General features: G+C 63.1%; 11 protein-coding genes and 1 pseudogene. 5 read left to right on the forward strand and 7 right to left on the reverse strand.

Going from position 1 to position 13677, the window contains the following annotated elements; genetic code table 11:
* Nucleotides 1–202 precede the first annotated feature (202 nt).
* Complete coding sequence (locus BMZ46_RS14685) at nucleotides 203–1057, reverse strand: MaoC family dehydratase (RefSeq protein ID WP_039772472.1); 855 nt, start codon at nucleotides 1055–1057, stop codon at nucleotides 203–205.
* 2 nt (nucleotides 1058–1059) lie between these two features.
* Nucleotides 1060–2412: a 3-oxoacyl-ACP reductase gene (locus tag BMZ46_RS14690; RefSeq protein WP_074689703.1), complete on the reverse strand. Its 1353-nt coding sequence runs from the start codon at nucleotides 2410–2412 to the stop codon at nucleotides 1060–1062.
* A gap of 177 nt (nucleotides 2413–2589) precedes the next feature.
* Here BMZ46_RS14690 and BMZ46_RS14695 point away from each other — a divergent pair, with 177 nt between their 5' ends.
* Nucleotides 2590–3867 carry an acetyl-CoA C-acetyltransferase gene (locus BMZ46_RS14695; RefSeq protein ID WP_064379268.1) on the forward strand — a complete coding sequence of 426 codons (1278 nt, stop codon included), beginning with the start codon at nucleotides 2590–2592 and terminating at the stop codon, nucleotides 3865–3867.
* Nucleotides 3868–4112: 245 nt separating this feature from the next.
* Here the strand turns inward: BMZ46_RS14695 and BMZ46_RS29825 are convergent, their stop codons facing one another.
* Nucleotides 4113–4880 (reverse strand): methyl-accepting chemotaxis protein, encoded by a 768-nt coding sequence (locus BMZ46_RS29825; protein ID WP_371850984.1) that lies wholly within the window; start codon nucleotides 4878–4880, stop codon nucleotides 4113–4115.
* 90 nt (nucleotides 4881–4970) lie between these two features.
* Nucleotides 4971–6059, reverse strand: a pseudogene (locus tag BMZ46_RS29830) (cache domain-containing protein); the annotation flags it as partial.
* A 441-nt stretch (nucleotides 6060–6500) separates the two neighbouring features.
* Here BMZ46_RS29830 and BMZ46_RS14705 point away from each other — a divergent pair.
* Both BMZ46_RS14705 and BMZ46_RS14710 read left to right on the forward strand, forming a co-directional pair.
* A complete protein-coding gene (locus BMZ46_RS14705) occupies nucleotides 6501–7397 on the forward strand; it encodes a PA4780 family RIO1-like protein kinase (RefSeq protein ID WP_011332300.1) in 897 nt (298 codons plus the stop codon).
* A gap of 56 nt (nucleotides 7398–7453) precedes the next feature.
* Entirely contained in the window at nucleotides 7454–8671 is a 1218-nt protein-coding gene (locus tag BMZ46_RS14710; protein WP_039773243.1) for an MFS transporter, read from the forward strand.
* Here BMZ46_RS14710 and cueR read toward each other — a convergent pair.
* The 3 genes from cueR to BMZ46_RS14725 form a co-directional block, all read right to left on the reverse strand.
* Nucleotides 8625–9038, reverse strand: coding sequence for a Cu(I)-responsive transcriptional regulator (gene cueR / locus BMZ46_RS14715; protein WP_007958485.1), 414 nt, complete (start codon nucleotides 9036–9038; stop codon nucleotides 8625–8627). The genes BMZ46_RS14710 and cueR overlap by 47 nt on opposite strands.
* Nucleotides 9035–11428, reverse strand: a complete 2394-nt coding sequence (locus tag BMZ46_RS14720) for a heavy metal translocating P-type ATPase (RefSeq protein WP_074689705.1) — start codon at nucleotides 11426–11428, stop codon at nucleotides 9035–9037. The genes cueR and BMZ46_RS14720 overlap by 4 nt, the downstream gene beginning before the upstream one ends.
* Before the next feature lie 213 nt (nucleotides 11429–11641).
* A complete protein-coding gene (locus tag BMZ46_RS14725) occupies nucleotides 11642–12025 on the reverse strand; it encodes a hypothetical protein (protein ID WP_039773239.1) in 384 nt (127 codons plus the stop codon).
* A gap of 148 nt (nucleotides 12026–12173) precedes the next feature.
* Between BMZ46_RS14725 and BMZ46_RS14730 the strand changes: the two genes are divergently transcribed.
* Both BMZ46_RS14730 and BMZ46_RS14735 read left to right on the forward strand, forming a co-directional pair.
* Nucleotides 12174–12371: a cation transporter gene (locus BMZ46_RS14730; RefSeq protein ID WP_074689706.1), complete on the forward strand. Its 198-nt coding sequence runs from the start codon at nucleotides 12174–12176 to the stop codon at nucleotides 12369–12371.
* 103 nt (nucleotides 12372–12474) lie between these two features.
* A complete protein-coding gene (locus BMZ46_RS14735; protein WP_074689707.1) occupies nucleotides 12475–13677 on the forward strand; it encodes a multidrug effflux MFS transporter in 1203 nt (400 codons plus the stop codon).

The following is a 13677-nucleotide window of genomic DNA, read 5'->3' on the forward strand; positions in this document are numbered from 1 at the left end:
CCGGATCCACGCCATTCTCAAGTTGGTATTAACGCCTTTATGCAGGGGGCTGCGAGTGCGGCCTAACGACTAATACCGAGGATATAGGCGCGCAAAAAAAAGCCTTGAAAATCAAGGCTGGGTTTCGGCGAGGGATGTTTGTGCGGCGCGGGAAAACTTAAGTGATATATACACAATTGAGCAGGTTTTCCCGGCCTCGATGTCAGGCTACCGGCTGCCAGTTGCCCACCATGTGCTCCAGATCCCCGGCGCCGATCAGGCGTAACTCACCGCTGGAACCGGCAGCGCTGGCGAACAGGCTCACCTCGCTCGGCAGGCGCACCGGTTTGCGAAAGTGCACGGTGACCTCAAGGTTGGCCTTGGGCAGATGATCTGCCAGAGCTGCCAGTGTGCGGGCCTTGTTCCATAACCCGTGGGCGATGGCCGTGGGGAAACCGAACAGCTTGGCACTGGCGGCACTCAGGTGGATCGGGTTGTAGTCGCCGGAGACTTTCGCGTACTGCCGGCCGATGTCCGCCGGGGCCTTCCATTGCGCCACTTGCATCAGCGGCAGCGCCGGCTCCCAGGCCTGTTCGACCGGTTCGCCTTCTAGCTTCACGCCGCGACAGAGCATTTGGCTTTCGGCTTCCCACAACGGGCCGAGTTGATCGTCGAGGGTGGTCAGCAGATCGAAGGTCGCGCCTTTGGGATGGGGTTGCAGGTTATGCACCCGGACGCTGACTTGCGCACGACTGATCCCGCCCATCGGCCGCAATACGCGGATGCGATTGCTCAGATGAATCAGCCCCAGCAGCGGGAACGGAAAGTCTTTGGCCGTCAGCAATTGCATCTGCAGCGCGAACGCGAGGATATGCGGATAGGTCGGTGGCAGCAGGCCGTCATCGGCGAAACCGCAGACCTTGCGATACGCCGCCAGACGTTTGCCATCCACCTCGACGGCGCAGCGCAAACCGCTGTCGGGCAGGGTGGTGCCGGTGATTTTGCGTCGGGTCGCCGCCCGGGCATACAGCCCCGGCAGGCTCGGTTCCTGGTGCAGCGTTTGCCATTCGATGCTCATGTTCAGGCCCCCAGAACGCTTTGGCCGCACACCCGCAGCGCTTGCCCGGTGAACGCGCCGGTGCCCGGCTGGGCCAGCCAGGCCACGGCTTCGGCGACGTCCTGCGGCAGGCCGCCCTGGCCCAGCGAACTCATGCGCCGCCCGGCCTCGCGCAGGCCGAACGGGATGTGCGCAGTCATCTGGGTCTCGATGAATCCCGGCGCCACGGCATTGATGCTGATACCGCGTTCCAGCAGGGTCGGCGCCCAGGCCTGGGCCAGTCCGATCAGCCCGGCTTTGCTTGCCGCGTAGTTGGTCTGCCCGCGATTGCCGGCGATGCCGCTGATCGAGGCCAGCAGAATGACCCGGGCGTTATCGCGCAGAGTGCCGCTGTCGAGCAGGGCTTTGGTCAGCACTTGCGGTGCGTTGAGGTTGACCGCCAACACCGCGTCCCAGAATTCCGGCGTCATGTTGGCCAGGGTCTTGTCACGGGTGATGCCGGCGTTGTGCACCAGAATGTCGAGGCCGTCCGGCAGCTGTTCGATCAGTTGCGCGGCAGCATCTTCGGCGCAGATGTCGAGGGTGATGGCGCGTCCGCCGAGACGTGCGGCGAGGGCTTCGAGATCGGTCTTGGCCGGCGGCACGTCGAGCAGGATCACTTCGGCGCCGTCACGGGCCAGGGTTTCGGCGATGGAGGCGCCGATGCCGCGCGCCGCGCCGGTGACCAGTGCTATACGTCCGGCCAACGGGCGCGTCCAGTCGGTGACCTGGGTGGCGCAGGCCGTCAGACGGATCACTTGCCCGGAGACGAACGCGCTTTTCGGCGAGAGGAAAAACCGCAGCGGCCCTTCGAGCTGATCCTCGGCACCTTCGCCGACGTAGATCAGTTGCAGCGTGCCACCGCTGCGCAGTTCCTTGGCCAGCGAGCGAGAGAAGCCTTCAAGCGCTCGCTGTGCGCTGGCGGCAAACGGTTCACGCAGGGTTTCCGGGGCGCGGCCGAGGATTACCAGGTGCGCGCTGCTGTCGAGGTTCTTCATCAGCGGCTGGAAGAACTCACGCAGCTGCTTGAGCTGGTCGGTGTGCTGCAAGTCGCTGGCGTCGAACACCACGGCCTTGAGTTTCGGGCCATGGCCGGGAATCCATTGGGTGGCACTGGCCGGCTGGTCGCCGTAGCGATAAATGGCATCGGTCAGACGGTTGGCGAACGTACTGATGCGCTCGGCCAGCGGCCCGCCGCCGATCAGCAGCGCACCGTCCACCGGCCGCAGGCGCCCGGCCTGCCAGCGTTCCAGCCGCACCGGCGACGGCAGGCCCAGGGCTCCGACCAGACGGTGGCCGATGGACGAGTTGGCGAAGTCGATATAGCGGTCAGACATGGAACGCTCTCCAGAAGATGGGGTTCAAAGTGTGGACTGCGAAGGGCAATCAATCGTTCGATCCACGCAATAAGGCCTACGCTAGAACAGCAGAGTAGTTTGCCCTCGGCGCTTTTGTGGCCCGACCGGGTTTTCAGCGCTCGATTTTCAGACCGGATATTTCACAAGGAGCATTTCATGAGTCAGCTGCGCCGCGTCGCGATCATTGGTGGCAACCGCATTCCGTTCGCCCGCTCCAACGGGCCCTACGCCACCGCCAGCAATCAGGTGATGCTCACCGCCGCTCTCGAAGGCCTGATCGAACGCTACAACCTGCACGGCCAGCGCATCGGCGAAGTGGTCGCAGGGGCGGTGCTGAAATTGTCACGGGATATGAACCTGACCCGCGAATGCGTGCTCGGCTCGCGCCTGTCGCCGGCCACCCCGGCCTATGACATTCAGCAGGCCTGCGGCACCGGCCTGGAAGCGGCGCTACTGGTGGCGAACAAGATCGCCCTCGGCCAGATCGATTGCGGCATTGCTGGCGGCGTCGACACCACGTCGGACGCGCCGATCAGCGTCAGCGAAGGCCTGCGCAAGATCCTTCTGCAAGCCAACCGCGCCAAGACCACCGGCGACAAGCTCAAGACCTTTCTGCAATTACGCCCGAAACACCTGATCCCCGAATTCCCGCGCAACGGCGAACCGCGCACCGGTCTGTCGATGGGCGAGCACTGCGAACTGATGGCGCAGACCTGGAACATCCCCCGCGAAGAACAGGATCAACTGGCCTTCGAAAGCCACCACAAACTGGCGGCGTCCTACAGCGAAGGCTGGCACAACGACCTGATGACCCCATTCCTCGGCTTGACCCGCGACAACAACCTGCGCCCGGACCTGACCCTGGAAAAACTCGCGACCCTGAAACCGGCCTTCGAGAAAAGCGCCAAGGGTACGCTGACCGCCGGCAACTCGACGCCGCTGACCGATGGCGCGTCGGTGGTGCTGTTGGGCAGCGAGGAGTGGGCCAAGGAACGTGGTCTGCCGATACTTGCGTATCTGCGCGACGGCGAAGCGGCGGCGGTGGATTTCGTCAACGGTGCCGAAGGACTTTTGATGGCGCCGGTGTACGCGGTGCCACGCTTGCTGGCGCGCAATGGTTTGACCTTGCAGGACTTCGACTACTACGAAATCCACGAGGCCTTTGCCGCGCAAGTGTTGTGCACGTTGAAGGCCTGGGAGGATCCGGAATACTGCAAGACCCGGCTCGGGCTGGACGCGCCGCTGGGCTCGATTGATCGCAGCCGTTTGAACGTCAAGGGCAGCTCGCTGGCGGCGGGGCATCCGTTTGCCGCGACGGGCGGGAGAATTGTGGCGAACCTGGCGAAGTTGCTGGATGCGGCGGGGCAGGGGCGGGGGTTGATTTCGATTTGTGCGGCGGGGGGGCAGGGTGTGACGGCGATCATCGAGCGCTAGAGGAGCAAAAGCTTGCCCTCACCCTAACCCTCCCGAAACGTCGGACCGCCCGGAGGGAGAGGGGACTGACCGAGGTGTCTGGCGTTATACATCGACCTGAAAGATCGGTGTCGATTATGGATTCAACAACGTTCTTTCATGTCGGCGGATTTCTAAAGCATCCCCGATTCGGCTCCCTCTCCCCCCGGGCGGTCCGACGTTTCGGGAGGGCTGGGGTGAGGGGGCTTTTAAGGTTGCCCCCAATCTCAAGTCCGGAACCTGCGCACCAACCCATCCAGCTCATTCGACAACCCCGCCAGACTCTGCGAATCCAGCCGCGCCGAATTCGCCAGCTCCGCCACCAACTGCGCATCACCATGAATCTGGCTGATATGCCGATTGATGTCCTCCGCCACCTGATGCTGCTCTTCCGCTGCGGTCGCGATCTGCGTGTTCATGTCGCGAATCACATCCACCGACTCACGGATCTGCCCAAAGCTCTCCCGCGCCTCACCGATGCGTGCCACCGATTGCTGCGACACGTCGAGACTGGCGCGCATCTGCTGGGTCACCGCGCTGGTGCGTTTGGCCAGGTTGCCCAACAGGCCGTCGATTTCCGCCGTCGAATCCGCCGTGCGTTTGGCCAGTGCGCGAACCTCATCGGCCACCACCGCAAAACCACGTCCTTGCTCACCGGCCCGCGCTGCTTCGATAGCCGCGTTGAGTGCCAGCAGATTGGTCTGTTCGGCGATGGAGCGGATGGTGCCGAGGATCGACTGGATGTCGTTGCTGTCGCGTTCCAGTTGCTGCATCGACTGCGCGGACTGCTCCAGTTCCTGGCTCAGTTGATCGACACTGTGCACCGCCGCATCGATCTGCTGCTGACCTTCGCGGGCCTGGCGCTGGCCGCTGTCGGCAGACTCCGCCGCCTGGCTGCAAGAGCGGGCGACTTCGTTAGCGGTGGCGACCATTTCGTGGAACGCGGTCGAGACCATGTCCACCGCTTCGCGCTGGCGTCCGGCGGCTTCGGCCATGTCGCCGGAGACCCGGGTCGAGCTCTGCGAAGTGGCGAGGATTTTCCCGGCCGCGCCGCCGATATGCTGGATCAGGCTGCGGATCGCGGTGAGGAACTGGTTGAACCAGTTGGCCAGTTGCGCAGTTTCGTCGCTGCCACGGATGTCGAGGCTCTTGGTCAGGTCGCCTTCGCCCTGGGCGATGCCTTCCAGACCGCTGGCCACGCTGCGGATCGGCCGCACGATCAGGCTGGCGAAACTGGCGCCGACCACGGCGAAGAACCCCGCCAGCACCGCAGCGATGATCGCGATCAGCCAGGTCAGTTGAGTGGCCGAACTCATCACTTCGTTCTGTTTGATCAGGCCGATGAAGGTCCAGCCCAGTTGTTCCGACGGCCAGACGTTGGCCATGTAGCGTTCGCCGTTGAGCTCGATGTCAACCAGGCCTTTGCCGGCCTTGGCCAGTTGCGCGTAGCCGTCGCCGAGGCTGTCGAGTCGTTTGAAGTTGTGCTCCGGTTGCTTCGGATCGACCAGCACCGTGCCGGTGTTTTCCATCAGCATCAGGTAACCGCTTTCACCGAGCTTGATCTGTTTGACGATCTCAGTCAGTTGCTTGAGCGACACGTCAATGTTGACCACGCCACCCTGGGCGCCCAACTGGTTGGCGACCGCGCGCACGGTGCTGACCAGAACCGCGTCGTCGCCAGCCCAGTAATAGGCCTCGGTGCGCAGGGTCTTGCCCGGGTTGGCCATGGCCGTCTTGTACCAGGGGCGGGTGCGCGGGTCGTAGTTGGCCATCTTCGGATCGCCCGGCCAGAAGGCATAGCCGCCGCTGTTCAATCCATAGGACACGTAGGAGTAGGCCGGGTGGGATTTGGCCAGCCCCTCGAACAGTGCAAACAGTTGCTTGTCGATCTCGCCATCGGAGGTATCGGCGGCGTTGGCGCTCATGCGGCTGCGAACGCTGCCGTCGGCGTTCTTCACCAGCGGCTGCGCCGCCAGGTAATCGACGTTCTGGCTGATGCCGTCGAAAAACAGCTGCATGGCATTGCTGACCTGACGGATCTCGCGCCCGCTGCTGTCGACAAAATCGTCCCGGGCATCGCTGCGCAGGTTCAGTACCACCAGCGTGGCGACCAGCACCACGGGCAAGCAGGCGATGATTGCAAACGCCCAGGTCAACTTCTGTTTGATGTTCATCCGCGCTCCAGATTTTCTTGTAGGCCCACGCAGTGCAGATGACTCGCGGTTATTGGCAGCCGAAAAACCTATTTCTCACCCGTTTCCCTGGGTGCGACATCGAAGATTTTTTTGGAACGATTGTCGGACAAGTTCCTCTGTCTCAGAGGAATTCGGCTGACGAAGAGGGAAATTGAGGCCGGAAGAGAAAATTCTTACGAGCTGTATGCGGCGGGATGTCAGATTCTGTCGCAAATGCCCTCAAGTCCTGGCGCCTATAAATTCGCCAGCCTCGGCTATGATTCGAAGCGGTCGATAAAGAGGCGAATTGAGCCGATTTATCCGGCACAGTGTGTGCATCCACAGGTTCACAGGTCGGCAACCCCTCCCCGCGATGCGAGGATTGCCGTATAACGAGTGACATTCGCGTGTTTGGTAATAAAGGACCCACAATAAAAGCTGATGAAGACTCCAAAACGCATTGAACCCCTGATCGAGGACGGTCTGGTCGACGAAGTGCTGCGTCCACTCATGAGTGGCAAAGAAGCAGCTGTTTATGTGGTGCGCTGCGGCAATCAGTTACGTTGCGCAAAGGTCTACAAGGAGGCGAACAAACGCAGTTTCCGCCAAGCGGCCGAGTATCAGGAAGGCCGCAAGGTTCGCAACAGCCGACAGGCCCGGGCGATGGCCAAGGGTTCCAAGTTCGGGCGCAAGGAAGCCGAAGACGCCTGGCAGAACGCCGAAGTCGCGGCGCTGTTCCGCCTGGCCAACGCCGGGGTGCGCGTGCCCAAGCCGTACGACTTCCTCGAAGGCGTGCTGCTGATGGAACTGGTGGCCGACGAATACGGCGATGCCGCGCCGCGTCTGAACGACGTGGTGCTGGAGCCGGATCAGGCCCGCGAATATCACGCGTTCCTGATTTCGCAGATCGTGCTGATGTTGTGTACCGGTCTGGTGCACGGTGACCTTTCGGAGTTCAACGTGCTGCTGACGCCGACGGGGCCGGTCATCATCGACCTGCCGCAAGCGGTGGACGCCGCCGGCAACAACCACGCGTTCAGCATGCTCGAGCGTGACGTCGGCAACATGGCGTCGTACTTCGGCCGGTTCGCCCCGGAGTTGAAGAAGACCAAATACGCCAAGGAAATGTGGGCGTTGTACGAAGCGGGTACGTTGCACCCGGCCAGCGTGCTGACCGGCGAGTTCGACGATCCCGAGGACCTGGCAGATGTCGGCGGGGTGTTGCGCGAGATCGAAGCGGCGCGTCTGGATGAGGAGCGCAAGCAAGCCATCCGTGCGGCGGACGACGAACCCAAGGGCAAGTCCGACGAACCGCCTCCGCCACCGTGGATGCAGTGAGCATCTGAAAAGGAAAACCCGGCTTCGGCCGGGTTTTACACATTCAAGGATTGATTGTGACCACCACTTCCCGCAATGCCCGGCTGATCATCACGGCGCGGCTGATCTCCGATTTCGGCGCGTTCCTCAACATGGTTGCGCTGGCCACTTATGTCTACCTGCTGAGCAACAGCGCGATGAGCGTGGGGATTTTTCTCGCCAGTCGGGTGGGCGGCGGAATTTTCGCCAGCCTGATCGGCACGGCGTTTTATCGTCGATGCAGTGGCCGTCTGCCGTTGATTGCCTTCGATCTGCTGCGCGCCGCTGTGCTCGGGCTGTTGCTCATCTTGCCGGTCAGTCAGCAGGCGCTGTTGCTGCCGCTGATTGCGTTCGGATTGGGCTTTGGCAATTCGATGTTCGCCATCGGTCTCAACAGTCAGTTGCCGCGATTGATCGAGCCGGCGCAGTTGCTCAAGACCAATGCGTGGATTACGTCCGCCTCGTCCATGGCGATGGTCGGCGGCAGTCTGGTGTCCGGGTTGCTGGTCGCGGGGTTTGGTTTTGAAACGGTGTTTGTGCTGAATGCGCTGACCTATCTGCTGGCGGCGCTGTTGATCGCGCCGTTGCGCTTCAGCGCACCGGAGCCCGTCAACGAATCCAGCGCTGAGCGCAGCGAATGGTCAGCCTTGGTCCAGGGCTTGCGCAGCGCTCCGGTAGTTGCGGCGATGCTGGCGGTGACCATGGCCGACACCCTTGGCAGCGCTGCGCACAACGTCGGTTTTCCGATCATTTCCAAACTGCTGACACCGGACTCGGCGAGCACCACGCTGGGCCTGATGCTCGCAGTGTGGGCCGCCGGCAAACTGCTCGGTGCGCGGATCGCCAGTCGCCTCAACGGCTCGGAAAACATTCATCTGGAGCGCCGCTACTTCGGCGGCGTGCTGCTGATGTCCTGCGGCTTCATCCTGATGTTCCAGCAGCACAGCGTCGTCGGTCTGTTGCTGTTTTCGCTGCCGGCCGGACTGGGCGACGGGTTCTCGGAAGTCGGCCTGATGTCACGGCTGCAACGGGAACCGGAGCCCCTGCGCCTGCCGATTTTCAGTTTCCTGACGCTGTTGCAGATGACCGGGTTCGGCGTCGGCATGCTGATCGCCGCACCGTTTTATGAGTGGTGGGCGCCGGGCGCCGTGGTGTTGTTGTTCCACGGCATTCCCCTCGCCACAGTGCTGTCGATGAAAATCCTGCTGCTCAGGCGCGCGCGGGTTGCGCGCAGCAGCCCGACGCCAGTTCCTTGAGGATCGGGCAGTCCGGGCGATGGTCGCCGTGGCAGTGCTCGACCAGATCCTGCAGGGTGTCGCGCAGTTCGCCGAGTTCGCGGATCTTCTGATTCAGCTCGTCGATGTGCTGGCGGGCCAGGGCCTTCACATCGGCGCTGGCGCGCTGGCGATCCTGCCAGAGCGTCAGCAGTTTGCCGACTTCCTCCAGCGAAAAGCCCAGGTCCCGCGAACGCTTGATGAATGCCAGCGTGTGCAGGTCATCGTCGCCGTAGACGCGATAGCCGCTGTCGGTGCGATGAGCAGCCTTGAGCAGACCGATCGACTCGTAATAACGGATCATCTTTGCGCTCAGGCCACTGTGGCGGGCCGCTTGGCCGATGTTCATCGGTTGTCCTCCAGATCCTCGGGTTTCCAGGTTTTCAACAGTAGCGCATTGCTCACCACGCTGACGCTCGATAAGGCCATTGCCGCGCCGGCCAGCACCGGATTGAGAAAGCCGAACGCCGCCAGCGGAATGCCGATCAGGTTGTAGACGAAGGCCCAGAACAGGTTCTGGCGGATCTTCGCGTAAGTCTTGCGGCTGATCTCCAGCGCGGCCGGCACCAGCCTTGGGTCGCCGCGCATCAGGGTGATGCCGGCGGCGTGCATGGCCACGTCGGTGCCGCCGCCCATGGCGATGCCGATGTCGGCCGCCGCCAGCGCCGGTGCGTCGTTGATGCCGTCGCCGACCATGGCCACGACCCCGGTTTTCTTCAGCTCGGCGACGGTGGCGGCTTTTTCCGCCGGCAGCACTTCGGCGTGGACGTTTTCGATGCCCAGCGCTTCGGCAACCACCCGGGCACTGCCGCGGTTGTCGCCGGTCAGCAGGTGGCTGTGGATGTGCTGGGCGGCCAGTTGTTGCACCGCGTGCAGCGCGCCGGGCTTGAGGGTGTCGCCGAAGGCGAACAGCCCTAGCACGCGGGGCTGCGGACTTTGCTCGATCAGCCACGACAGCGTGCGACCTTCGGTTTCCCAGGCCTTGGCGGATTCGCTCAGGTTTCCGGCGTTCAGACCGCTTTCTTCCAGCAAGCGCCGGTTGCCCAGCGCCAGGCGCCGGCCGTAGAGGCTGCCGGCGATGCCGCGCCCGGTCAGGGACTGGCTGTCGCTGACATCCGGTACGCTCAGATCGCGTTCGGTACAGGCGTCCAGCACCGCTTTGGCCAGCGGATGTTCGCTGCCGCGTTGCAGTGCGCCGGCCGCTGTCAGCAGGGCGTTTTCATCACCGTCGATCGCGCTGAAATGCGAGATGCGCGGTGTGCCGGAGGTCAGGGTGCCAGTCTTGTCGAATACCACGGCGCTGACTTCATGGGCACGTTCCAGTGCCTCGGCGTCCTTAATCAAAATCCCGTGACGGGCGGCCACTCCAGTACCGGCCATGATCGCGGTAGGTGTCGCCAGACCGAGGGCACACGGGCAGGCGATCACCAGCACCGCGACGGCGTTGATCAACGCGGTTTCCAGCGGCGCGCCGTACAGCCACCATCCGATCAGCGTGGCCAGGGCCAGCAGCAACACGGTCGGTACGAACACCTGACTGACCTTATCCACCAGTTTCTGGATCGGTGCTTTCGCAGCCTGGGCGTCCTCCACCAGACGGATGATCCGCGCCAGCACGCTTTCCGCACCGAGCGCCGTGGTGCTCACCAGCAAGCGGCCTTCGCCATTGATCGCACCGCCGGTGACCTTGTCGCCCGGCTGTTTAGGCACCGGCAGGCTTTCGCCGCTGATCAGCGCTTCGTCGGCATGGCTCTGGCCCTCCAACACCTCGCCGTCCACCGGGAAGCGTTCACCGGGTTTGACCAATACCCGATCGCCAAGGCGAAGGGTGTTGATCGCGACGTCCTGTTCGCGACCATCGATGACTTGAATCGCCCGCTCCGGCCGCAGGGCTTCCAGTGCGCGAATGGCGCTGGCGGTCTGGCGTTTGGCGCGGCTTTCGAGGTATTTGCCGAGCAGCACCAGAGCGATGACTACCGCCGACGCTTCGAAATACAGATGCGGCATGCGCCCGTCGGCGGTGGCCCATTCGTAGAGACTCAGGCCATATCCGGCGCTCGTGCCCAGCGCTACCAGCAAGTCCATGTTGCCGGCGCCGGCGCGCACGGCTTTCCACGCGGCCACATAAAACCGCGCGCCGAAAATGAATTGCACCGGGGTGGCGAGGGCGAACTGCGCCCAGGCTGGGAGCATCCAGTGAATGCCGAACGGTTGCAGCAGCATCGGCAACACCAGCGGCAAGGCGAGGGCGATCGCACAGATCAACGCCCAGCGTTCATGGTTCAGGCGTTGCTGGCGATTGTCGGATTGTGGATGTTCGAGTTCGAAGAGGCTGGCCGAATAACCGGCCTTGCTCACGGCGGCGATCAGGGTTTGCGGGTCGACCGCGCCGAGCAATTCGAGGTGGGCGCGTTCATTGGCGAGGTTGACGCTGACGCTCTTCACCCCCGGTACTTTATTCAGGGCACGTTCGACACGACCGACGCAGGACGCGCAGGTCATGCCGTCGATGTTCAATTCCACGGTTTGCTGCGGCACGCTGTAACCGGCGCGTTCGACCGCCTCCATCAGCGCCGGCAGGCTGTCGCCGGGTGCCTGCACCCGGGCCTGTTCGGTGGCGAGGTTGACGCTGACGGCACTGGCACCGCTGACTTTGCTCAACGCCCGCTCGACACGGCCGGCGCAACTGGCGCAGGTCATGCCGCTGATGGGCAGATCGAACGTTATGGAATCGGACATCGGTCGTACTCCCTGTAGTGGATGTCTACAGGATCAACCTTGCCATGCTGGCAAGGTCAAGCGCCAGTTTCCGCTACCGGCTGCTCGCTTGTTCGCCTGATCGTTCCCACGCTCCGCGTGGGAATGCAGCCGGGGACGCTCTGCGTCCCAAAGCGTGACGCAGAGCGTCACAAGAAGCATTCCCACGCAGAGCGTGGGAACGAGCGGCAGGCCTTAGTAACCGAGGCCGGTCGGCTTGAGGTACATGCCTTCCTGGTTCATCGCGATGCGGAATTTCAGGATGTCGCCGGCGTGCAGTTTGATCTCCTGCGAGCCCGGCGCGAGCATGCCCGGGTTGCAGCCCGGCATTTGTCCCGGCAGCAGTTTCAGGCGCAGCGAGACATTGCCCGGCGGCAGGTTGAACGATGTGCTTTGCTCCTGAAACAGGCGCGCCGACAGCTGATCCTGGATATACACGCCAATTTCGCAGGAGGTCGCCACTTCCAGGCGCTCGCGGGAAATGATCAGCACCCCGTAATCTTCCCCGGCGGCATGCACCGAAGGGATCGCGGCAAAGAGGCTGAGTAAGCCAAACAGGCTGAAAGCTGACCAGCGCATGGCTGAATCTCCTGAATTCATGTCATTGATGCGTGCAGCTTGGCCGAGCGCGGCGCCGATTGCCAGCCCGGCAGTTTTTTGCAGAACTTGACCTTGCCATCGTGGCAAGCCTGAAACTGCCGGCAACCTCACTCAAAGGAGTCATTCCATGCAAGTGTTCACTGTTGAAGGCATGTCCTGCGGTCACTGTGTCAAAGCCGTCACCCTGGCGGTGCAGAGCAAGGATCCGGCCGCCAGCGTGCGGGTCGATCTGGCGGCGAAGGAAGTCGGCGTCGAAAGTGCGCTGAGCGCCGAGCAGGTTATCGAGGCGATCAGCGAAGAGGGCTACGCCATCAAGCTCGCCTGATCTTTTTAATAGTTAGCGAGCTACCGGAATGTTCAAGGCGTCCTCGCGCGGCTAGACTGTCGGGCTGCACTCAACTCAACTGCCCGCCCGACCTGGACGCCTGATGAACTTCCGTACCCTTCTGATTCTCGGTGCCCTGACCGCCTTCGGTCCGTTGGCGATCGACTTCTATCTACCCGCGTTTCCCACTATGGCGCTGGCGTTCGGCACCGACGAGAAACACGTCCAGCTGACGCTGTCGGCCTATTTCTTCGGCCTGTCCATTGGCCAACTGGCTTACGGGCCGTTGGCGGATCGCTTCGGCCGGCGGATTCCGTTGCTGATCGGTCTGACGCTGTTCACGTTGGCGTCAGTGGCCTGCGCCTATGCGCCGAATCTGGATTGGCTGATCGGCGCACGGCTGGTGCAGGCGCTGGGCGGTTGTGCGGGGATGGTGATTGCCCGGGCGGTGGTCAGCGACAAGTGCGACGCGGTGGGGTCGGCAAAAGTCTTTTCGCAGCTGATGCTGGTGATGGGGCTGGCACCGATACTGGCGCCGATGCTCGGCGGCCTGCTGGTCAACACCACGGGGTGGCAGTCGATCTTCCTGGTGCTGACCGGTTTCAGTGCCTTGGCCGGGCTGGCGGTGGCTCTCGGCCTGCCGGAAAGTCTGCCGGCGCATGTTCCGCGCCAGCCGCTGTCCGGCGCTTTGCGTCAGTACGGCCGGCTGCTGGCGGATCCGGTCTACATGGGCCATGCCCTGACCGGCGGCATCGCCATCGCCGGGATGTTTGCCTACATCGCCGGCTCCCCGTTCATATTCATCAAACTGTACGGCGTACCGGCCGAACATTTCGGCTGGCTGTTCGGCACCAATGCGGCCGGGTTCATTCTGGTCGCACAGGTCAATGCGCGACTGCTGGCCAAGCGCGGTCCGGCCTTTCTGCTGTCACGGGCGGTCTGGGTTTACCTGGGCGCCGGGCTGACGCTGCTTGCGGTCAGTGCCTTGCACACCGAAGCACTGTGGCCACTGCTGATTCCGTTGTTCATCTGCGTGGCCAGTCTTGGCTGCATCAGCCCCAATGCGGCGGCGTGTGCGATGAACGGGCAGGGCGGTCGCGCCGGCAGTGCTTCAGCGTTGCTCGGTAGCCTGCAGTTCAGCGTTGCCGCCGGGGCTTCGGCGCTGGTGGGGATCCTGCACGATGGCACCGCCGTGCCGATGGCCATCGTCATCAGCCTGTGTGGATTGCTGGTGGTGTGCGCAGCGATGCTCACCCGGCGCATACAGAATGCCCGGGCGCTGGCAAAGGCGCAGGCTGAAATCTGA

Origin of the sequence: Pseudomonas sp. NFIX49 (assembly GCF_900115915.1) — a bacterium.
Classification (GTDB): Bacteria; Pseudomonadota; Gammaproteobacteria; order Pseudomonadales; family Pseudomonadaceae; genus Aquipseudomonas; species Aquipseudomonas pharyngis.